Annotated in this window: 23 protein-coding genes; 19 read left to right on the top strand and 4 right to left on the bottom strand. The window is 36.9% G+C overall.

All coding sequences use genetic code 11. From position 1 onward, the window contains the following. Positions 1-261 precede the first annotated feature (261 nt). From RDN22_RS07795 to tpiA, 4 genes are all read left to right on the top strand, one after another. Positions 262-1,293: a sugar-binding domain-containing protein gene (locus RDN22_RS07795; RefSeq protein WP_308557246.1), complete on the top strand. Its 1,032-nt coding sequence runs from the start codon at positions 262-264 to the stop codon at positions 1,291-1,293. Between the two features lie 52 nt (positions 1,294-1,345). Further along, positions 1,346-2,362, top strand: coding sequence for a type I glyceraldehyde-3-phosphate dehydrogenase (gene gap / locus RDN22_RS07800; protein WP_308557248.1), 1,017 nt, complete (start codon positions 1,346-1,348; stop codon positions 2,360-2,362). A 102-nt stretch (positions 2,363-2,464) separates the two neighbouring features. Continuing rightward, on the top strand, positions 2,465-3,676 hold the full coding sequence (gene pgk / locus RDN22_RS07805) for a phosphoglycerate kinase (protein WP_308557249.1): 1,212 nt from the start codon (positions 2,465-2,467) through the stop codon (positions 3,674-3,676). A 28-nt stretch (positions 3,677-3,704) separates the two neighbouring features. Next, positions 3,705-4,463, top strand: a complete 759-nt coding sequence (gene tpiA / locus RDN22_RS07810) for a triose-phosphate isomerase (RefSeq protein WP_308557251.1) — start codon at positions 3,705-3,707, stop codon at positions 4,461-4,463. Positions 4,464-4,799: 336 nt separating this feature from the next. Here the strand turns inward: tpiA and RDN22_RS07815 are convergent, their stop codons facing one another. Both RDN22_RS07815 and RDN22_RS07820 read right to left on the bottom strand, forming a co-directional pair. Then, entirely contained in the window at positions 4,800-5,321 is a 522-nt protein-coding gene (locus tag RDN22_RS07815; RefSeq protein WP_308557253.1) for a hypothetical protein, read from the bottom strand. 11 nt (positions 5,322-5,332) lie between these two features. After that, positions 5,333-6,208, bottom strand: a complete 876-nt coding sequence (locus RDN22_RS07820) for a Cof-type HAD-IIB family hydrolase (protein WP_308557255.1) — start codon at positions 6,206-6,208, stop codon at positions 5,333-5,335. Positions 6,209-6,275: 67 nt separating this feature from the next. Between RDN22_RS07820 and RDN22_RS07825 the strand changes: the two genes are divergently transcribed. The 3 genes from RDN22_RS07825 to tsaE are packed head-to-tail and all read left to right on the top strand — an operon-like array spanning position 6,276 to position 8,453. Beyond that, positions 6,276-6,974, top strand: coding sequence for a uracil-DNA glycosylase (locus RDN22_RS07825; RefSeq protein WP_308557257.1), 699 nt, complete (start codon positions 6,276-6,278; stop codon positions 6,972-6,974). A gap of 10 nt (positions 6,975-6,984) precedes the next feature. Continuing rightward, entirely contained in the window at positions 6,985-7,974 is a 990-nt protein-coding gene (gene pta, locus RDN22_RS07830; protein ID WP_308557259.1) for a phosphate acetyltransferase, read from the top strand. Then, complete coding sequence (tsaE, locus tag RDN22_RS07835) at positions 7,974-8,453, top strand: tRNA (adenosine(37)-N6)-threonylcarbamoyltransferase complex ATPase subunit type 1 TsaE (protein ID WP_308557260.1); 480 nt, start codon at positions 7,974-7,976, stop codon at positions 8,451-8,453. Before pta ends, tsaE begins: the two co-directional genes overlap by 1 nt. Positions 8,454-8,489: 36 nt before the next feature. On the opposite strand, the gene RDN22_RS07840 is transcribed toward tsaE, so the two are convergent. Beyond that, the gene (locus RDN22_RS07840; protein WP_308557262.1) at positions 8,490-9,023 is read right to left on the bottom strand and encodes a 3'-5' exonuclease; all 534 of its coding nucleotides are present in this window, start codon (positions 9,021-9,023) and stop codon (positions 8,490-8,492) included. A gap of 102 nt (positions 9,024-9,125) precedes the next feature. Here RDN22_RS07840 and murB point away from each other — a divergent pair, with 102 nt between their 5' ends. The 12 genes from murB (at position 9,126) to RDN22_RS07900 (ending at position 20,014) form a co-directional block, all read left to right on the top strand. After that, entirely contained in the window at positions 9,126-10,022 is an 897-nt protein-coding gene (gene murB / locus RDN22_RS07845) for a UDP-N-acetylmuramate dehydrogenase (RefSeq protein WP_308557264.1), read from the top strand. A gap of 60 nt (positions 10,023-10,082) precedes the next feature. Further along, a complete protein-coding gene (locus RDN22_RS07850) occupies positions 10,083-11,180 on the top strand; it encodes an ABC transporter ATP-binding protein (RefSeq protein WP_308557266.1) in 1,098 nt (365 codons plus the stop codon). Beyond that, positions 11,170-11,982, top strand: a complete 813-nt coding sequence (locus RDN22_RS07855) for an ABC transporter permease (protein ID WP_308557268.1) — start codon at positions 11,170-11,172, stop codon at positions 11,980-11,982. The genes RDN22_RS07850 and RDN22_RS07855 overlap by 11 nt, the downstream gene beginning before the upstream one ends. Beyond that, positions 11,979-12,794, top strand: a complete 816-nt coding sequence (locus tag RDN22_RS07860; RefSeq protein WP_308557270.1) for an ABC transporter permease — start codon at positions 11,979-11,981, stop codon at positions 12,792-12,794. The genes RDN22_RS07855 and RDN22_RS07860 overlap by 4 nt, the downstream gene beginning before the upstream one ends. After that, positions 12,791-13,864: an ABC transporter substrate-binding protein gene (locus tag RDN22_RS07865; RefSeq protein ID WP_308557272.1), complete on the top strand. Its 1,074-nt coding sequence runs from the start codon at positions 12,791-12,793 to the stop codon at positions 13,862-13,864. Before RDN22_RS07860 ends, RDN22_RS07865 begins: the two co-directional genes overlap by 4 nt. A gap of 38 nt (positions 13,865-13,902) precedes the next feature. Then, entirely contained in the window at positions 13,903-14,745 is an 843-nt protein-coding gene (gene cdaA, locus RDN22_RS07870) for a diadenylate cyclase CdaA (RefSeq protein ID WP_308557274.1), read from the top strand. After that, the gene (locus tag RDN22_RS07875) at positions 14,742-15,701 is read left to right on the top strand and encodes a CdaR family protein (RefSeq protein WP_308557276.1); all 960 of its coding nucleotides are present in this window, start codon (positions 14,742-14,744) and stop codon (positions 15,699-15,701) included. Before cdaA ends, RDN22_RS07875 begins: the two co-directional genes overlap by 4 nt. A gap of 27 nt (positions 15,702-15,728) precedes the next feature. Beyond that, positions 15,729-17,084 (top strand): phosphoglucosamine mutase, encoded by a 1,356-nt coding sequence (gene glmM / locus RDN22_RS07880; RefSeq protein WP_308557278.1) that lies wholly within the window; start codon positions 15,729-15,731, stop codon positions 17,082-17,084. Positions 17,085-17,181: 97 nt separating this feature from the next. After that, a complete protein-coding gene (locus RDN22_RS07885; RefSeq protein ID WP_308557280.1) occupies positions 17,182-17,997 on the top strand; it encodes a Cof-type HAD-IIB family hydrolase in 816 nt (271 codons plus the stop codon). Between the two features lie 9 nt (positions 17,998-18,006). Continuing rightward, on the top strand, positions 18,007-18,813 hold the full coding sequence (locus RDN22_RS07890; RefSeq protein ID WP_308557282.1) for a Cof-type HAD-IIB family hydrolase: 807 nt from the start codon (positions 18,007-18,009) through the stop codon (positions 18,811-18,813). Positions 18,814-18,833: 20 nt separating this feature from the next. Beyond that, positions 18,834-19,556 (top strand): hypothetical protein, encoded by a 723-nt coding sequence (locus tag RDN22_RS07895; protein WP_308557284.1) that lies wholly within the window; start codon positions 18,834-18,836, stop codon positions 19,554-19,556. After that, positions 19,553-20,014, top strand: a complete 462-nt coding sequence (locus tag RDN22_RS07900; protein ID WP_308557286.1) for a low molecular weight protein-tyrosine-phosphatase — start codon at positions 19,553-19,555, stop codon at positions 20,012-20,014. Before RDN22_RS07895 ends, RDN22_RS07900 begins: the two co-directional genes overlap by 4 nt. Positions 20,015-20,047: 33 nt before the next feature. Here the strand turns inward: RDN22_RS07900 and RDN22_RS07905 are convergent. Continuing rightward, positions 20,048-20,164 (bottom strand): IS3 family transposase (locus RDN22_RS07905; protein ID WP_308554877.1); only part of this gene is annotated, 117 nt, incomplete at its 5' end.

The raw sequence follows: 20,164 nt of genomic DNA on the forward strand, positions 1-20,164 counted from the left end.
TTGTTCTTTATTAAATTTAGTCATAATAAAAGACCCAAAAGTGTCTAACTTTTGGGTCTCACTTCAGATTTCACCTGACTTATAATATTTTTAAATTAGGCAATCTTTTTCTTGAATTACGAAAAATACATTGTTATACTAACAGTGTCGATTGGGAAATGTATGGATGTTGGATGTACGTCTCTCTTATATTTTTAAGCATTCTGGGACAGAAATCGACACATATAGGGTCATAACTCGTTCCAGGGAAAGGAGGGAACGATGGATTCGGACTTTTCTTTGCTCGAAGCGCTCGTTCCCGACGTCTTAAAGATTCTTCGACAAAGATATCTTGTCCTTGAGCAGATATCATTGCATGCACCAATTGGTCGCCGCAGTGTAGCTCAGCATTTAGGTCTTTCAGAAAGAAACATTAGAACTGAAACTGAGTATTTAAATCATTTAGGTTTAATTGAAATTAAAAGTTTTGGAATGTTTTTAACTGAAAAGGGTGAGAAGACATTAAAAGACGCAGGGCCATTGATTGATCGTCTCTTTAATGCCAGAGAAACAGAAGTAGCTCTTGCCAAGAAATTAGGCATTGATAGAACTCTGATTGTCCCTGGTGACGCTGATTTACAAGATCGCGTGTATGAAGAGATGGGTGAAGAATTAAGTTCAGCTTTGAATTTACTCTTGCCATTAGGTCATTCAATAGTTACAATTCTAGGTGGAGCTGCTTTAGCAAAATCTGCTAAGTATTTATCTCCAGAGTTAGGTAATAATCGCCAACTAGAATTTGTTCCGGGTCGTGGAGCCTTGGGCGAAAATGTAGAAACACAAAGTAATACAATCGTCCAAGAAATGGCTGCTAAGACTTCAGGTACTTATAAGACTTTATATTTACCTGAACAAGTTTCAGCAGATGCGTATAAGTCACTTATACGTGAATCTTCGATTGCGGATGTTCTGCAAGATATTTCACAAAGTGATGCTGTTGTCCACGGAATTGGGTTAGCTCAAGAAATGGCACAGCGCAGAGGTTATAATTCTATTAAGCTCTCTAAGCTTCGTGAAAAGAAAGCCATCACCGAATGTTTCGGGTGTTTCTTCGATGAAAATGGCAAGGTTGTCGACCGTATCACCCAGGTTGGATTACAGTTTGAGAACCTATATAAAATACCCCACATATTTGCCTTTGCTTGTGGAAGCCACAAAGCTAATGCAATCAAAGCTTATATGCCTAATGCACCACATCAAACCTGGTTAATTACTGATGAAGGTGCCTCAAATATGATTTTAAAGGGGAAATAAAATCCCGTTTAAAATAAATGTTGTTTATAGTTCTTAAGGAGGACTTTAGGTTATGACAGTTAAAATTGGTATTAATGGTTTCGGCCGTATCGGTCGTTTAGCATTCCGTCGTATTATGGACCTTGGCGAAAAGTCAAAGGATATCGAAGTTGTTGCTATCAACGACTTGACTACTCCAGCAATGCTTGCTTACTTGCTTAAGTACGACACTACTCATGGTACTTTCAACCACGAAGTTTCATCAACTGAAGATTCAATCGTAGTTGACGGTAAGAAGTACCACGTATACGCAGAACCACAAGCACAAAACATTCCATGGGTTAAGAACGATGGTGTTGACTTTGTTCTTGAATGTACTGGTTTCTACACTAGCAAGGCTAAGTCACAAGCTCACCTTGACGCAGGTGCTAAGCGTGTATTGATCTCAGCTCCAGCTGGTAACGACTTGAAGACTATCGTTTACTCAGTAAACGAAAACACTTTGACTGCTGATGACAAGATTGTTTCAGCTGCTTCATGTACTACTAACTCACTTGCACCAATGGCTAACGCTTTGGACAAGGAATTCGGTATCGAAGTTGCTACTATGACTACTATCCACGCATACACTGGTACTCAAATGACTTTGGATGGCCCTTCACGTAGTGGTAAGGAACAAGACGCTCGTGCAGCTGCTGAAAACATTATTCCTCATACTACTGGTTCAGCAAAGGCTATCGGTTTGGTATTGCCTGACTTGAACGGTAAGATGAACGGTCACGCACAACGTGTTCCAGTTCCAGATGGTTCAGAAACTGAATTAGTATCAATCTTGAAGAAGAAGGTTACTGCTGACGAAGTTAACGAAGCTATGAAGAAGTACGAAAGCCCATCATTTGCTTACAATGGTGACCACATCGTTTCAAGCGACGTTATCAACATGACTGCTGGTTCAATCTTTGACCCAACTCAAACTATGGTAACTACTGCAGGTGACAAGCAATTAGTTAAGACTGTTGCTTGGTACGACAACGAATACTCATTCACTTGCCAAATGGTTCGTACTTTATTACACTTTGCTACTCTTTAATTTAAAATTTAGAGATTAGATATTAAGTGGTAAAAGAGAAGGCGGAGGGAGATTCTTCCTTCCGCCTTTTTTTGAAGAAAAAATATTATCTGGAGGATAATAATGGCTAAATTAATCGTTTCAGATCTTGATTTAAAAGATAAGAAAGTTTTAGTTCGTGTAGACTTTAATGTTCCTATTAAAGATGGTGTTATTGGTGACGACAACCGTATCGTTGCTGCACTTCCTACTATTAAGTACATCATTGAACACGGTGGTAAGGCAATTTTGCTTAGTCACTTGGGTCGTGTTAAGTCAGATGCTGACAAGAAGGAATTATCATTAAAGCCAGTTGCTGAACGTTTAAGTGAATTACTTGACAAGCCTGTAACTTTTGTACCATCAAACGAAGGTAAAGAAGTTGAAGACGCAATCAACAACATGAAAGACGGCGACGTTATCGTTCTTGAAAACACTAGATTCCAAGACATCGATAATGACTTCGGCAAGCGTGAATCAGGTAACGATCCTAAGCTTGGCGAATACTGGGCAAGCCTTGGCGATGTATTCGTAAACGATGCATTCGGTACTGCTCACAGAAGCCACGCTTCAAACGTTGGTATTGCAACTGCTATGAAGGAAAACGGCAAGAAGGCTGCTGCTGGTTTCTTACTTGAAAAGGAAATCAAGTTCTTAGGTAACGCTGTTGAAAACCCAGTTCACCCATTCGTAACTATCTTGGGTGGTGCTAAGGTTTCAGACAAGATCGGTGTTATCGAAAACTTAATTCCTAAGTCAGACCACATCTTAATCGGTGGTGGTATGGCTTACACCTTCTTAGCTGCACAAGGCCACAAGATTGGTAAATCATTATTCGAAGCTGACAAGGTTGACCTTGCTAAGAGTCTTTTGGAAAAGGCTGGCGACAAGATTGTTCTTCCTGTAGACAACGTTGCTGCTACTGAATTCTCAAACGACGCTTCAAGCGAAATCGTTGGTGACGATATTCCTGACAACATGATGGGTCTTGACATCGGTCCTAAGACTGTTGAAAAATTCAAGGAAATCTTGAAGGATGCTAAGACTGTTGTATGGAACGGCCCAATGGGTGCATTCGAAATGCCTAACTTTGCTAAGGGTACTTACGCAATTGCTGACGCTTTAGCAGACTTGACTGACGCTACTACTATTGTTGGTGGTGGTGACTCAACTTCAGCTGTTAAGAAGTCAGGTGTATCTGACAAGATTACCCACATCTCAACTGGTGGTGGTGCTTCACTTAACTACCTTGAAGGTAAGGAATTGCCAGGTATCGCTTGCGTTTCAGACAAGTAATTTAAGCTAAGGAAAGGATAATAGACTAATGAGTCGTACACCAATTATTGCTGGTAACTGGAAATTACATATGAACCCAGACCAAACTACTGAGTTTGTAGATGCTGTTAAGGACAAGTTACCAGATCCAAGTAAGGTTGAATCACTTATTTGTGCTCCAGCAGTTGACCTTGATGCTTTGAGAAAAGCTGCTAAGGGCTCAAACTTGCACATCGGTGCAGAAAACTGCTACTTTGAAGACGAAGGTGCTTACACCGGTGAAACTTCACCTAAGGTCCTCAAAGAAATGGGTATGGACTACGTAATTATTGGTCACTCAGAACGTCGTGGCTACTTCCACGAAACTGACGAAGACATTAACAAGAAGGCTAAGGCAATCTTTGCTAATGGCTTAAAGCCAATCATTTGCTGTGGTGAATCACTTGAAACCCGTGAAGCTAACAAGCAAGAAGACTGGGTAGTTGCTCAAATTAAGGCTGCTTTAGATGGTCTTACTGCTGAACAAGTATCTTCACTTGTTATTGCTTACGAACCAATCTGGGCTATTGGTACTGGTAAGACTGCTTCATCAGACCAAGCTGAAGAAATGTGCAAGACTATTCGTGAAACTGTAAAGGACTTGTACAACGAAGAAACTGCAGAAAACGTTCGTATTCAATACGGTGGTTCTGTAAAGCCAGTTAACGTTAAGGAATTAATGTCAAAGCCTGACATTGACGGTGGCTTAGTTGGTGGTGCTTCACTTAAGCCTGAATCATTCTTAGAATTGGTAAACTACCAAGACTAATTTTGATCATAAAGAAAATAGCTTCTGCAAATGCAGAAGCTATTTTTGTGTTTAAATAACGATTTATTAAAGTAGAAGTGATATCTAATATATAAATATAAGCGTTTTCTGGTAATAATAATAACGACTAATCACTTGTATTTTGATGAAGACTAAGTATAATAAGAGTTGGAAGTTATGATTGAACGGATTATAACTTCCGAATATTCAGTCTCTGCCTAATAATTCCTTATTACTTAATAAATATAAAACTTTACGGCAGAAGATACATCTATATCTATATCACTTTCTAGGGAAGCAGTTATGAAGAATTTTCATAACTGCTTTTTTATTTTTCTAATTAGGATTTACAGAGAATTTTTGATTAATTGGTGGAAAAGTAGGAAGTTTGAGTGGAGTTACATGCCATTGAGTAAACAAGACAGAGGTTAATAAGATAAAAGGAACATCTTCTGGCTTTTTAATCTCGCATGCTAATACAACGCCTTTGTCCTCCATAATAGTTTTAACGTTGGCTACTTTCTTGACTCCAGATCTAAAAGTATAGGTACCGTGTTTAATACTACCAGTTACGATATAGTTAAGTTGTGTAAGATAAAAAATATTTGTGTTTGGAGTATTCAATTTCTTTACTCCAACCAAAGAGTGATTTACCACATCAATAGTGAAAGAGGCAATAATGCCAGCACCATCTGAAAATAGACGTCCAACTTCATTTTTATTTATATCATTTAGATAAAGAGTATGGTTGGGATTATCTAAGTTGCCTTGAATAAAGAATTCAACTTTTTTATTAGAAGCAATGACAGGTATTTGGCCATAATCTTTTTCTTGATTAAGCTCTAACCAAAACAACATGCTGTTCACCTCTATTCTTGTTGATTATCTTTAATAAATTGATTAAGAATATAAGCTACGCCATCTTCATTATTGGTTTTAGTAGTGACTTGGGCGATATCTTTAATTAAAGGGATTGCGTTACCCATTGCAACACCGACTCCTGCAGCCCGAATCATGCTTTCATCGTTTAAATTGTCACCAATAGCAGCAATTTCGTCTTTTTTGATGCCTTTCAATTTAGCATAGTCGAGTAGTGCGAGACCTTTTTGTGCTTTTGCAGCATTAATTTCAATGTTTGAAGATGAGCTAGAAGTAACTACTAAGTCGCCTAGTTTGGCAATTTCTTTTTTAACATCAGAAAAAGCCTCATGTCCGCGTGAATCAAAAGCTATGAATTTCATTACTTCGATCCCAGGTTTGGCTAATAATTCTGTGAAGCTAGTGACTTGTTTCATATTCATAATTGTTTTATTACCAGCTGAAATAGCGACAGCTTGACGAAAATCGAGTAAAGGATTTAGATCAACCATTAAGTGCGCAACATTTGTAATTCGCTGATCTAAATTTTCACTGTAGACTTGGTTTTCAGTTACCACTTCAAAATAAAATCCAGCTTCATGGAGGAGATTAACGATTTGAATAGCCTTTTCGGTAGGAATACTATGTTTAACCATTAATTTGCCTTGCTCATTAAACACTAAAGCACCATTTAGATTGATGAAACCGGTATGTAAATTAGCTTCTTTTAAAATTGAACGAGATTCGCGCGGAGCACGACCTGTTGCAATAAGGAATTCAATTCCGTTATCTTGTGCATTTTTCACAGCTTGAGCATTTGTATTTGAGACAGCCATGTTTGAATTAAAAAGAGTGCCATCTAAATCGCAAGCAACTAATTTGATCATAAATTTCCTCCCAACTACTGTTAAATTAATGATACCATAAAGAGGATTAGAAAAGAGGGTGTAAGACTTGGCTAAAGAATTAATTGGCAATGATTGGGATCAAGTATTGGATCCAGTCTTTGCAAGTGAGAAGTATCACGAACTCCATAACTTTTTAAAAGAAGAATATTCCACTAAGCAAATTTATCCTGACATGTACCATATTTTCACTGCTTTTAAATTAACCCCCTTCAATAAAACAAAGGTGGTAATTTTAGGACAAGATCCATATCATAATCCTGGGCAGGCAAACGGGATGAGCTTTTCCGTCATGCCAGGCACGCCGCTTCCGCCATCACTTAAAAATATCTATAAAGAACTTTATGATGATGTTGGCGCACAACCAGTTAACCATGGCTATTTGAAGAAGTGGGCAGACCAAGGCGTATTGCTTTTGAATGCTGTTTTAACTGTGCCATATGGCCATGCAAATGGTCACCAAGGCAAAGGCTGGGAAGATGTAACTGATACAGCGATTAAGGCGTTAAGCAAGCGTGGCAAGGTAGTATTTATCTTGTGGGGAAGATTTGCACAAAACAAAATCCCATTAATTGATCAAAGTAAGAATTTTATTATAAAATCATCTCATCCAAGTCCATTTTCAGCTGATCGTGGATTCTTTGGTTCAAGACCATTTTCACGGTGCAATGCGGCATTAGTTAAATTTGGTGAGACACCGATTGATTGGCAATTGCCAGAACATGTAAGTAAATCAGATATGGAATAAGAGGTATAAAATGAGCGTATTTTCATTATTTAAAAATCAAGTTGAACAAGCTAATGAAAAAAAGAGAATCGTTTTTCCAGAAAGCGATGATTTAAGAGTATTAACTGCAGTTTCAAATTTGAACAAAGACAATATTATTGATCCAATCTTGATTGGTAAAAAAGAAGACATTGAAAAATTAGCTGCAGATAATAATTTAGATATCGATGGCGTAAAAATTTATGATCAAGACAATTACGCTGAATTAGATGAAATGGCAGAAGCTTTTGTTAAGGCTAGAAAAAAGGATACTAGCATTGCAGAAGCAAAAGCTAAATTGGCAAAGGGTAATTACTTTGGCACAATGTTAGTAAAAATGGGGAAAGCTGATGGTATGGTATCTGGTGCCGCTCACTCAACTGCTAACACTGTTTTACCTGCTTTACAATTAATTCATGCGGCTAAGGGGATGCACCGTGTATCTGGCGCATTTGTAATGGAAAAAGGCGATGAAAGATACATCTTTGCTGACTGTGCTATTAACATTGATCCTGATGAAGAAACTTTAGCAGAAATTGGTTATCAATCAGCTCAAACTGCTAAGATGGCAGGTATTGATCCTAAGGTTGCCTTTTTAAGCTTTTCAACTAAAGGCTCAGCAGATGCTCCTATGGTAAGCAAGGTTCATGATGCAGCTGAAATGTTTAAAAAGAATCACCCTGAAATTCCTGCAGATGGTGAATTACAATTCGATGCTGCTTTTGTTCCAGCAGTTGGTAAAAAGAAAGCTCCAGGTTCAAAGGTAGCTGGACATGCTAATGTATTCGTATTCCCAGAACTTCAATCAGGAAATATTGCTTATAAGATGGTTCAACGTTTAGGCAACTTTACAGCTGTTGGCCCAATCTTACAAGGTCTTGCAGCACCAGTTAATGATTTATCTCGTGGCTGCAGTGAACAAGATATTTATGACTTGGCAATTGTCACTGCCGCTCAAGCTTTAGCAAAGGATGAAAAATAATGACTAAGCTCGAAATTGATTCTGCTGAGAAGATGCAAAAGTTAGGTGCATCTTTGGCCAAAACAGCTAAACCACATGATTTGTTACTATTGAATGGTGATTTAGGTGCAGGTAAAACAACAATGACGCAAGGATTGGGCCGTGAACTTGGCGTACGTCGTCCTGTCAAAAGTCCAACTTTTACTATTGTGCGTGAATATCGTGAAGCTAAATTGCCACTTTTCCATATGGACTTTTACCGTTTGGAAAATGATGACTTATCTTCAATTGACTTGGAAGGTTATTTAGCAGAACCTGGATTGGTAGTCATCGAATGGCCACAACTAGTAATGAATGACTTGCCAGATGAATATTTGCAATTAACAATTACTCGAGTTGATGATAGTTGGGATTCAACTAAACGAGTAGTTGAGTTTAATGCTCGCGGTAAACGCAATGAAGAATGGGTTAAAGATACTCTAGCAGAATACAACAAGTAGAACATAAAAAAGATCTAGCGTGAGGCTAGATCTTTTTTATATTTGGTAAACTAAATTTTTAATGGCATCAGCACCAAACTTTTTCTCTTGATTGATTAAAATCCCTGCACAGGCTTCACTGTCGCTTAATGCATTATGGTGATGCCATAGTTCTACATCAAGTGCATCAGAAACTGTATCTAGCTTATGGTTAGGAAGTTCTGGTTCAAATCTTTTGCTAGTAGCTAAAGTATCAATAACTAAGTAGTGCGGCTCAGAAATGTTGTAGCGTGCTAAGCTTTGGCGCATTACATTTGTATCAAATCTAGCGTTGTGGGCTGCAACAAGCATTCCCGGCTGATACAAACCCTTAATTTTAGGCCAAACTTCAGCCATTGTAGGTGCATTTTTAACATCATCAGCTGTAATTTGGTGTACTTGGATGTTGCGTGCATCAAATGGCATTTGAGGATTAATTACTGTATAAAAACGATCGACGATTTCATTATTTCTAACCATCACTAAGGCAAGTGAACATGCACTTTCAGGATAATGATTAGCCGTTTCGAAATCCATTGCAATAAAATTCATGAAATCCTCCTTTGAAAATAAAGTATATCACATGAATTCATAGTGAAGCCTAGAACTTTATGCGGTAAAATAAAATAAGAAACAAAACTAGGAGGCAAAATTGTGGAATTACTTGATTTAAAAGAGCAAGGAATTAATATTAAAGAGCAAATTCCATTAAGTAGATATACTTTTACTAAAACTGGTGGTGAGGCTGAATATTTAGCTTTTCCTAAAAGTACTGAAGAAGTCGAAAAATTAGTAAAAGTTACTCGTGAAAATAAGATTCCATTAACAATTATTGGTAATGCCTCGAATTTAATCATTCGCGACGGCGGAATTGATGGCTTGGTAGTCATCTTAACTGATTTAAATAAGATTGAAGTAAAAGGTACTAAAGTAACAGCTGATGCTGGGGCACGAATTATTGATACAGCATTTGCGGCAGCTCATCACGGCTTAAGTGGTATGGAGTTTGCTGCTGGTATTCCTGGTAGCGTCGGTGGCGGTGTATTTATGAATGCTGGTGCCTACGGCGGTGAAATGCAAGAAGTTGTTGAGAGTGTTTATGTGTTAACTCGTGAAGGAGAATTTAAGACTTATTCTAATAAGGAAATGCAATTCTCATACCGTCATTCAATAGTACAAGAAAATGGCGATATCGTCTTAAGTGCAACTTTTAGTTTAAAGCCTGCAGATAAGCTCGAAGTGCTAGATCATATGCACTATTTGAATGCACTTCGTCAATATAAGCAACCACTTGAATATCCTTCATGTGGTAGTGTATTTAAGCGACCAACAGGACACTTTGTAGGTCCGATGATTATTAAAGCAGGACTTCAAGGTAAGCAAATTGGTGGAGCACAAGACTCAATTAAGCATGCTGGCTTTATTGTTAATAAAGGCGGAGCTACTGCCACTGATTACCTTAATTTGATTCATCTTATTCAAAAGACGATTAAAGAAAAATTCGGTATTGATTTGCATACCGAAGTTAGAATTATCGGGAAAGAAAAATAGAATAGATTATGAGACAAGCTACAGGCTGCAAAGCTTGTAGCTATTTTTATGGGGATGGAAATGGATATTATTAAGTTAGAGCATATTACTAAACAATATGATGATGGTTTTGTTGCACTTAAGGATATAAATCTAACAATTGAATCAGGCAAATTTTATTCATTGCTTGGTCCTAGTGGTTCAGGTAAGTCTACAATTTTGCGGATTATTGCTGGCTTTAGTCAGCCTACTAAGGGAAAAGTCTTTTTTGATGGTAAAGACATTACTGATCTTGATGCAGCAAAAAGACACATTAATACGGTCTTTCAGAACTATGCTCTTTTTCCGCATTTAAACGTTTTTGAAAATGTCGCTTTTGGCTTAAAAATTAAAAAGAAACCGATGAATGAAATTAAGCCAGCAGTTAGGGATGCTTTGCATATGGTGCGGCTTGATGGCTATGCTAATCGTGAAATCTCTGAACTTAGTGGTGGTCAGCAGCAGCGTGTGGCTATTGCGCGGGCAATAGTTAATGAACCAAAGGTGCTTTTGCTTGATGAGTCATTATCTGCCTTGGATAAAAGATTGCGTAAAGACATGCAGTTTGAATTAAGAGCAATTCAGAAAAAGCTGGGAATAACTTTTATTTTTGTTACGCACGATCAAGAAGAAGCTCTTTCAATGAGTGACGAAATTTTCGTTTTAAATGATGGCAAGATTCAACAGAGTGGTAGTCCAGTGGCAATTTATGATGAACCAGTTAACGACTTTGTTGCACGCTTTATTGGGGACTCTAACATTTTATCTGGACGAATGATTAGAGACTATGAAGTTGAGTTTGCCAATAATAAATTCAAATGTGCAGACGGTGGTATTAAACCTAATGAAAAAGTAGAAGTCGTTATTCGACCAGAAGACTTAGATATTGTCGATCCAGAAAAGGGAAAAATCGTAGTAACGGCTCAGACGCAATTATTTTTAGGTGATCACTTCGAAATTAAAGCAATTGATGCTAACGAAAATGAATGGTTAATTCATTCAACTAATGGAGTAAAACTAGGCCAAAGAATAGGTTTGTTCTTTGATCCAGAAGATATCCACGTAATGCGGCTTAATGAAAGTCAAGCAGACTTTGATGCCAGAATTGAGAAATATGAGGGGGAGGAAAATGAAGACTAGAAAAGCTCTATTTTTAATCCCTTATCTGATGTGGATTATTCTATTTGTTATTTTGCCTATTTTATTGATTCTTTGGTATTCATTTACTGACAGTAAAAATGGCTTTACTTTGAGTAACTACGCAGAATTTTTTAGAAATGGTACCTTTTTGCGCATGATGCTCAACTCGTTTTGGTATGCACTTATAATCACGCTTGCAACTTTATTAATATCTTATCCTGCGGCATATTTTTTGACCAAGATGAAGAATCAGCAATTATGGCTGCTTTTGATTATTTTGCCAACCTGGATTAATTTATTGCTTAAGGCCTATGCCTTTATTGGTATTTTAGGAAATAACGGCTTGGTTAACCGATTCTTACATTTGTTTGGAATTGGCCCGGTAAATATTTTATTTACTGATTTCGCTTTTATCTTTGTAGCAACATATATTGAAATTCCATTTATGATCTTGCCAATTTTTAACGCTATTAAAGAAATTAATCCGGCAGTCATCCAAGCTTCAGAAGACTTAGGTGCAAGTAAATGGCAAACTTTTAGATATGTATTGTGGCCACTGTCTCGTCCTGGCGTAGAAAGCGGCGTACAAGCGATTTTTATCCCATCACTATCATTATTCATGTTAACCAGATTGATTGGTGGTAACCGTGTTATTACTTTAGGTACAGCGATTGAAGAATACTTCATGACTACAATGAACTGGAATATGGGTGCAACAATTGGCGTAATTTTGATTGTATTGATGGTAGTTGTAATGTTGATTACCAGTAGAAAAGCTAGAAGAAAGAAGGTTGACTTATGAGAAACAGACATTTAATTGCTAGAGTCTACCTGATTTTGACACTTGTCTTGCTTTATGTGCCTATCTTCTATTTGATCTATTTTTCTTTCTCTAGTGGGAAAAATATGAATAAGTTTGAGCATTTCACTTTTGCTCATTATCAAACGCTTTTTCAAGATAATCGATTATTGGCAATCTTTTTAGAGACAATTTTGCTTGCGCTCTTATCAAGTTTAATTGCCACGATCATTGGTACTTTTGGTGCAATTGCAATTAATGGCATGAAAAAAGAAGCTCATCGAAAGACTACTTTAGCTTTAAACAATGTGCTGATGGTATCGCCAGATGTAATTATCGGTGCCAGCTTCTTGATCTTCTTTACTGCACTAGGTATTGGCTTAAACTTTGGTTCAGTGTTATTGAGCCATATTGCATTTTCCATTCCGATCGTAGTTTTGATGGTCTTGCCAAGGCTTAACGAAATGGATATGTCCTTAATCGATGCTGCAAGAGACTTAGGTGCTAATTCATGGCAGGTGTTTAGCAATGTGTTAATTCCAGCAATTATGCCAGGTATTTTTTCCGGTATGTTTATGGCATTAACGTATTCGCTAGATGACTTTGCCGTAACTTTCTTCGTTACTGGTAATGGCTTTTCAACATTATCTGTTGAAATTTATTCAAGAGCTCGTCAAGGGATCGATTTAGAAATCAATGCTTTAAGTACAGTTATGTTCTTATTCGTTTTAGTACTAGTCGGGATCTATTACTTTATCACTACTAAGAAGAGTAGACGCAAGAATCACAGAGTACTAGGAGGATTGGTAAAATGAAAAAGATTTTCATTGCAATTATCGCAATTCTCTTAGCATGTTTGGGTCTGGCAGGTCTTGCTCATCATTTGGAAAAGCCAGCTACTGAAAGGAAAAGCCAAAGTTTAATTATTTACAACTGGGGCGACTACCTTGATCCTAAATTAATTAAAAAGTTTGAAAAACAATCAGGCTATCACGTAGTTTATGAAACTTTTGATTCAAATGAAGCCATGTATACTAAGATCAAGCAGGGCGGTACTGCCTACGATTTAACTATTCCTTCAGAATATATGGTTACTAAGATGCGCAAAGCACATTTGCTTGATCGATTAGATAAACAAAAAATTCCTAACATGAAATATATTGGCAAGAGTTTTTTGCATAAGTCATTCGATGTAAACAATGATTACTCAGTACCATATTTCTGGGGAACGCTTGGTATTGTTTATAACGATAAATTTGTTAAAAAGGGTTCAATTAAAAACTGGAATGATCTTTGGTCAAAGAAATACCGTCATCAGATTTTATTAGTTGATTCTGCAAGGGATGCTATGGGTATGGCATTAACCTCTCTTGGTTATTCAATGAATACAACTAGCAGCATGAAGCTAAATTTAGCGCAAACTAAATTAGATGGGTTAGGTCCGAATATTAAAGCAATTATTTCAGATGAAATGAAGATGTATTTGGTTCAAAATGAAGCTGCGATCGGTGTTACTTGGTCAGGTGAAGCACATGAAATGATGGAGAATAATCATCATTTGCATTATGTGGTGCCAGAAGAAGGCTCGAATTTGTGGTTTGACAACTTCGTTGTGCCAAAGACTGCCAAAAATAAAAAAGGTGCATTTGAATTCATTAACTTCATGCTAGAACCAAAGAACGCAGCACAAAATGCACAATATGTTGGCTATGCTACTCCAGATGTAGCTGCACAAAAATTGCTGCCTAAACGTGTTAGAAATGATCGTCAATTTTATCCTGATCAAAAAACGTTGCGTCATTTGCAAGTCTTTAAGGATTTAGGCCCCAAAAAGACGCAGGAATATAACGATCTATTTTTAGAATTTAAAATGTATGCACGATAGAAGAGGTTCGTTATAATTAAAGAAGAAAGGAGTTTTCAATGCATTTTGCTTTTTCTAATCTATTTACTTGGAACAATTTATCAATAGCATTAGATGTCTTAATCATTTGGTATTTGGTATACCGTTTGATTATGATGATTCGCGGCACTAAGGCAGTTCAACTTGCTAAAGGAATCGTCTTTATCTTTATCGTTAGAATTGTCGCAGGTTTGCTTCAACTACATGCCGTGACCTATATTGTTGATCAAATTGTTTCATGGGCAGTAATCGGAATTATCGTCATCTTTCAGCCAGAAATTCGTAGAGGATTGGAGCGTTTAGGTCGCACCCCAATTTTTAATGGACGAGGCGAAAGCCCACACGATCAATCAGTAAGAATGGTTAAAGAACTAGATAAAGCCATTCAATATATGTCTAAAAGACGAATTGGTGCTTTAATCACAATTCAGCAAGATACGGGTTTGGATGATTATATTGAAACTGGAATTAAGCTAGATGCTGATATTTCTGGTGAACTGCTAATCAATATTTTCATTCCTAATACTCCTTTGCATGATGGTGCGGTAATTATTAACAATAATCGAATTGCTGTAGCTGCCGCTTATTTACCGTTGTCTGATAGCAGCATGATTCCTAAGCGATTAGGGACAAGACACAGGGCAGCTGTCGGAATTTCAGAAGTAACTGATGCTGTTACGATTGTTGTTTCTGAAGAAACCGGTGGTGTAACTATTACGCGAAATGGACGCTTCTTATTAGACCTTTCACGAGAAGAGTATTTGAAGTATCTGAATGCTCAACTAGTGCCAAAGGAAGAAAAGAATATTCCATGGTACAAGCGTTTAATTAATAAAGTTTGGAAATGGGGTGCAGACCGATGAAAGACTTCTGGGATAAACGTTGGTTTGTTAGAGTGGTCTCACTGCTATTTGCAATTTTATTGGTAGTATATATTGATTCAACCCAAACTGGTTTTGTAACGCAGAGTGAATCTAAAAAGACAAGACAAATGGCTAATGAAACTCAAACCATTAGCGTACCTTTGCAGGTTTCAATTAATACTGACAAGTATTATGTTGTCGGCTATCCAGAAAAAGTGAAGATCACTTTGGAAGGCTCAAATGCATTGGTTACTTCAACAGTTAATACACAAAGTTTCAGAGCTTATATTGATTTAACTCATAGAAAAATAGGTAAACAGACGGTTAAGGTGCAAGTTACTGGACTTAACAGCCAGTTGTCATATACGATTAATCCGGCAACGGTGAATGTCGATATTGAACGGAGAAAATCCCGTACCATGCCTGTTCAAATAGAGTATAATAAAAATGCTGTTGCAAATGGATATAATATTGGGACAGCCACAGTTGATCCACAAAAAGTTGAAGTTACGGGTGCTAAGGGCGAAGTAAATCAAATTGATCAAATTGTTGCTAAGCTTCCGCTCCCTAATGGCATTAATCACTCTTATCAAAGACAAGTGATCTTGGTAGCTGAAGATAGCAAGGGAAGACAGCTCAATGCTGTTATTACTCCTTCTACTGCAAATGTAAAGCTTCCTATTTCACTGTCGAAGAAAACTGTGAAGTTGAATTTAAGGCCAAAAAATGAAAAGAATAATAAGGTCTATTCAGTAACAGCGAAAAATGATCAAATAACTTTATATGGGCAGAAATCTGTTTTAGCAAAAATTAAACAGTTAAATGTGGATGTAGATTTAAAGGATATTAATTCCTCGACTGTAAGAAACTATCCTTTAGTATTACCTAGAGGTGTTGCTAGAGCTGATCCTGCAGAAGTGCAAATATCCATTAAAGTGAAAAACTCAAGCAATTAAAAAATAGCAAGAAAGGTTGTTTATTAAATGTTAAAATATTTCGGAACTGATGGTGTACGTGGTGTTGCTAACGCTGGCTTAACTCCAGAAATGGCTTTTAAATTAGGCCGTGATGGTGGTTATGTTTTAACTAAGAACAAAAAAGATGGCGAACAAGCTAAAGTTTTAGTTTCTCGTGATACTCGTATTTCTGGTCAAATGCTTGAATACGCACTTATTTCAGGCCTTCTTTCAGTTGGTATTGAAGTACTTGAAGTCGGTGTAATTACCACTCCAGGTCTTTCATACTTAGTTCGTGCTCAAGGCGCAGATGCTGGTGTACAAATTTCAGCTTCACACAACCCAGTAGAAGACAATGGTATTAAGTTCTTTGGTAGCGACGGCTTAAAGCTTTCAGATGAAATGGAAGGCGAAATCGAAAAATTAATCGATGCTAAAGAAGACAAGCTTCCTCGTCCATCTGCTGAAGGTTTGGGTACTGTTACTGACTTCCACGAAGGTAGTGCTAAGTACTTACAATTTATTGAAAATACCATTCCAGAAGATTTAGGTGGTATCAAGGTAGTTATTGACGGTGCTAACGGTGCTTCAAGTGCTCTTATTTCAAGATTGTTTGCTGACTGTGGCGTTGACTTTACCACTATTTACACCCATCCAAATGGTTTGAACATTAACGATCACTGTGGTGCTACTCATACTGAAAACTTGCAAAAAGAAGTTGTTAAGCAAGGTGCACAACTTGGTTTAGCCTTTGATGGGGATGCAGACCGTTGTATCGCTGTTGATGAAAATGGTAACGAAGTTGATGGTGACCACATTATGTACGTAATTGGTTCATACTTAGCTGAACATGGTCGTCTTAAGAAGGACACTATCGTTACTACTGTAATGAGTAACCTTGGCTTTACTAAGGCTTTGGAAAAAGAAGGCCTTAAGAATGTTCGTACTCAAGTTGGTGACCGTTACGTTTCAGAAGAAATGCGTGCACACGGCTACAACCTTGGTGGTGAACAATCAGGTCACGTTATTATGAGCGACTACCACAACACTGGTGACGGTATGCTTACTGGTCTTCACTTAATGTTAGTTATGAAGAAGACTGGCAAGTCATTAAGTGAACTTTTGAAAGATTTCAAGGATTACCCACAATGCTTAGTTAACGTTCCAGTTGCTGACAAGAAGAGCTGGAAAGAACACCAACCAATTCTTGATGCAATTGCTGAAGTAGAAAAAGATATGGATGGCAATGGTCGTGTCCTTGTTCGTCCTTCAGGTACTCAAGATTTGCTTAGAGTTATGGCTGAAGGTCCAACTCAAGAAGAAACTGATGAATACGTAAACCGTATCGTTAAGGTTGTTGAAAAAGAAATGGGTACTAAATAATTTAATAAAATACCTATGAATAAAAAGTCGTGAGTTAGCTCACGGCTTTTTGTATAATTAAAGTTGTACGATTTTAAAAGGTCGAGGGGGAATAAAAATGGCAATAAAAATAATTGCAGTTGATTTGGACGGTACATTATTATCAAGTGGTAATACTATTTTGCCTGAGACAGAAAGAATGTTGCGAGTGGCATCCGAAAACGGCATTAAAGTCGTCCTAGCAACAGGTAGACCACTTTCAGGTGCCTTGCCATTTGCACAACAATTGGGATTGTCTGGCGATGATCAATATGCCATTGTGTTTAATGGAGCAGTGGTTCAAAGTCTTGCTGGTCGCGTATTAATGAGTCAAGAACTCAACTACCAGGACTTTAATAATATGCTTCGTTTCCAACGCTTAAGTCACGTTGATGTTCATTTTGAAACTACTAAGTATTTCTTAACCTGCGACCATGATTTATCCATTCAAATGCAAATTAACGCGGCTTTGACTAACAATATTCTTAAGGTTAGAGAACGTAAGGATATACCAAAAGATTTTACTTTCAATAAAGTTGGCTTTACGTCTGCTGAGAGTGATGATCAAGTTGAAAAATTATGGAATAACTTACCATCATGGGCATTTGATTCATATGATATTGTACGAAGCTTTGATAGTATTATTGAATTAAATGCGTTAGGTGCATCAAAGGGCAATGCTTTAATGGATTTGGCATCACGTCTTAAGGTTGAGCAAAAAGATGTAATGGTATTTGGCGATCAAGGTAACGATTTATCAATGTTTGAAAATCCTAACTTTAAAAAAATTGCGATGGGTAATGCTATTGAAGCAATTAAAGAAAAAGCCGATTATGTGACTGATGATAATGATCATAACGGAATTGCTAAGGCACTTAAAAAGTTCGTATTATAAGGAAAAACAATGATTAAATTAATTGCAGTCGATATGGACGGCACACTTTTACAATCGAATAATCAAATTGGTGAAGAAACAAAAAAAGCTCTAAAAAAAGCAAACGAGCAAGGTATAAAAATTGTACCGGCATCTGGTAGACCATTGCCTGGGGTTATTCCCTACATGGAAGAATTAGGAATTAGCGGCAATGACAACTATGCAGTACTTTATAACGGCGGATTAGTACAATCTATTTCTGGTAATGTCTTAATTAGCCACCAATTTAACTATGATGAATTTAGAAAATTTGTGCAGCTACAAAAGCAAAATCCAGGTGTTAACCTTCATTTTATGAAAGAACATGATTATTGGACCTTAGATAGAAGATTGACTACTAAGATGGCAAGAATGTCCGCTGTTAGTGGTGCTCCTTTTGTAGTTAAGGATTTTGATGAAATACCTGAAGATTTTCAATTTATTAAGGCTGAATACACAGGACCAGAAGATAAAATAGATCAATTGGAAAAGAATATTCCTGATTGGCTTAAAGATTATAATGTTGCTCGCAGTGATCCAATGATTTTGGAAATTAATAAACTTGATGCCTCAAAAGGAAAAGGTATTCATCAATTAGCACAAAAATTAGGTCTTCACGATGATGAAGTCATGATTTTTGGTGATCAAGGCAACGATATGTCAATGTTTCAAAATTCAGATTTTCATAAAGTAGCAATGGGTAATGCTATTGATGCAATTAAAGCGAAGGCTGATTTTGTAACTAAAACTAATGATGAAGCTGGTATAGCCTACGCAATCGATAAATTTATTTTTTAAATGTTAGAAAAGAACATTAGATGAAGAATATAAAACAAATTATTTTGCGTGTACTTATGATAATCTGTACGGCAATTTCCTTTTTCTTATTATTAACGAGCGTAATCAGTTTAAAAATCAATGATACGCAGGCAATGGGAAAGGAAGTCATTAATCGAGTTGTAGCTGATTCAGACAACCCCAATTTAAAAGCTGGAGTCAAGTTTTTGGAGGCATCTGGATTAGAGCAGACTCTGTTAAAACAACTGCCTAAAAAGTATAAAGTTGAAATGTCTTATGCAGATTTGTATCTAGCATGCGAAAAATATAATGATAAAGGTAAATTGACACCTAAAGATCTTAATTTATCTAGTAAAACCAAACTAGAAGAAATTATTAATGAATATATGGTTAAGCAAATTAATCATAAATTGAAAGAAAGATCAGATGAGGTTTACCACGCGATCTCCATTTACGAGTACTCAATCTTTGCAGTTGCTTTATTGTTCTTGTTAGCTGCGATTTTGATTATTTTTGGTCGAGCCTCTGCTTCGATCCCATTAGCGATTGCGTCAATAGGATCATTTATGGCTTTATGGATTGCCGCAAATGAAGTTACTACAGTTTTACAAGCCAATGTGTATAGTGGTATCAGGGTAACCTTGTCCCAAGGTGTATGGATTGGTTTGATAGTTGGGTTAGCAACTACAATAGTTTGGCCGATTCTTTTAAAATTAACGAAAGAAGTTAAAGGTAAGAAATGAAGAAAATTCTTTTTGTTTGTCATGGTAATATTTGTCGCTCACCTATGGCAGAAGCTATCATGCAACATTTAATCAAGCAAAATGGTTTGGAGGATCAATACGTTGCTGAATCTAAGGCAACAACTCAAGATGCCTTAGGAAGAGGAATTGATCCACGAGCTCAACGAGAACTTGAAAAAAATAAAATGCCATATGACCGCGGACACCGCGCAAGTCAAATGACAGCTAAAGATTATGATGAATATGAATATTTAATTTGTATGGATGAAGAGAACTTCTCCGATATGAATCGAATTACTGGTGGGGATGCTCAAAGAAAAGAGCATAAATTATTAGAATTTGCCGGTTCATATGATGATGTGGATGATCCTTGGTATACTAATGATTTTGATACAGCCTATCAAGAAATTTATCGTGGCTGTGAAGGGTTAATCAAAAAATTAAAAGAAGAGAAGTAGAAAAACTGAAGTGGGACCTAAAAAGTAGACATTTTAAAACATAGGATTAATAGAGGCTTGATTCCGATATTCTTTCGGAGTTAAGCCTTTTAATCTGCTCTTTATCCTTTCTTCGTTATAGTATTTGATATATTCCTCTATAGCTTGAGC

It is taken from the genome of uncultured Lactobacillus sp. (genome assembly GCF_902491705.1).
GTDB lineage: Bacteria > Bacillota > Bacilli > Lactobacillales > Lactobacillaceae > Lactobacillus.

What these genes read in the sequence shown, in the direction of transcription:
- cdaA (WP_308557274.1), top strand. Translation starts at nt 13,903, where the DNA reads ATGCATTTTGCTTTTTCTAATCTATTTACTTGGAACAATTTATCAATA.
- RDN22_RS07895 (WP_308557284.1), top strand. Translation starts at nt 18,834, where the DNA reads ATGAAGAATATAAAACAAATTATTTTGCGTGTACTTATGATAATCTGT.
- RDN22_RS07795 (WP_308557246.1), top strand. Translation starts at nt 262, where the DNA reads ATGGATTCGGACTTTTCTTTGCTCGAAGCGCTCGTTCCCGACGTCTTA.
- RDN22_RS07900 (WP_308557286.1), top strand. Translation starts at nt 19,553, where the DNA reads ATGAAGAAAATTCTTTTTGTTTGTCATGGTAATATTTGTCGCTCACCT.
- RDN22_RS07855 (WP_308557268.1), top strand. Translation starts at nt 11,170, where the DNA reads ATGAAGACTAGAAAAGCTCTATTTTTAATCCCTTATCTGATGTGGATT.
- pta (WP_308557259.1), top strand. Translation starts at nt 6,985, where the DNA reads ATGAGCGTATTTTCATTATTTAAAAATCAAGTTGAACAAGCTAATGAA.
- RDN22_RS07840 (WP_308557262.1), bottom strand. Translation starts at nt 9,023, where the DNA reads ATGAATTTTATTGCAATGGATTTCGAAACGGCTAATCATTATCCTGAA.
- RDN22_RS07820 (WP_308557255.1), bottom strand. Translation starts at nt 6,208, where the DNA reads ATGATCAAATTAGTTGCTTGCGATTTAGATGGCACTCTTTTTAATTCA.
- RDN22_RS07875 (WP_308557276.1), top strand. Translation starts at nt 14,742, where the DNA reads ATGAAAGACTTCTGGGATAAACGTTGGTTTGTTAGAGTGGTCTCACTG.
- glmM (WP_308557278.1), top strand. Translation starts at nt 15,729, where the DNA reads ATGTTAAAATATTTCGGAACTGATGGTGTACGTGGTGTTGCTAACGCT.
- RDN22_RS07815 (WP_308557253.1), bottom strand. Translation starts at nt 5,321, where the DNA reads ATGTTGTTTTGGTTAGAGCTTAATCAAGAAAAAGATTATGGCCAAATA.
- pgk (WP_308557249.1), top strand. Translation starts at nt 2,465, where the DNA reads ATGGCTAAATTAATCGTTTCAGATCTTGATTTAAAAGATAAGAAAGTT.
- tsaE (WP_308557260.1), top strand. Translation starts at nt 7,974, where the DNA reads ATGACTAAGCTCGAAATTGATTCTGCTGAGAAGATGCAAAAGTTAGGT.
- RDN22_RS07860 (WP_308557270.1), top strand. Translation starts at nt 11,979, where the DNA reads ATGAGAAACAGACATTTAATTGCTAGAGTCTACCTGATTTTGACACTT.
- tpiA (WP_308557251.1), top strand. Translation starts at nt 3,705, where the DNA reads ATGAGTCGTACACCAATTATTGCTGGTAACTGGAAATTACATATGAAC.
- RDN22_RS07890 (WP_308557282.1), top strand. Translation starts at nt 18,007, where the DNA reads ATGATTAAATTAATTGCAGTCGATATGGACGGCACACTTTTACAATCG.
- gap (WP_308557248.1), top strand. Translation starts at nt 1,346, where the DNA reads ATGACAGTTAAAATTGGTATTAATGGTTTCGGCCGTATCGGTCGTTTA.
- RDN22_RS07850 (WP_308557266.1), top strand. Translation starts at nt 10,083, where the DNA reads ATGGATATTATTAAGTTAGAGCATATTACTAAACAATATGATGATGGT.
- RDN22_RS07865 (WP_308557272.1), top strand. Translation starts at nt 12,791, where the DNA reads ATGAAAAAGATTTTCATTGCAATTATCGCAATTCTCTTAGCATGTTTG.
- RDN22_RS07885 (WP_308557280.1), top strand. Translation starts at nt 17,182, where the DNA reads ATGGCAATAAAAATAATTGCAGTTGATTTGGACGGTACATTATTATCA.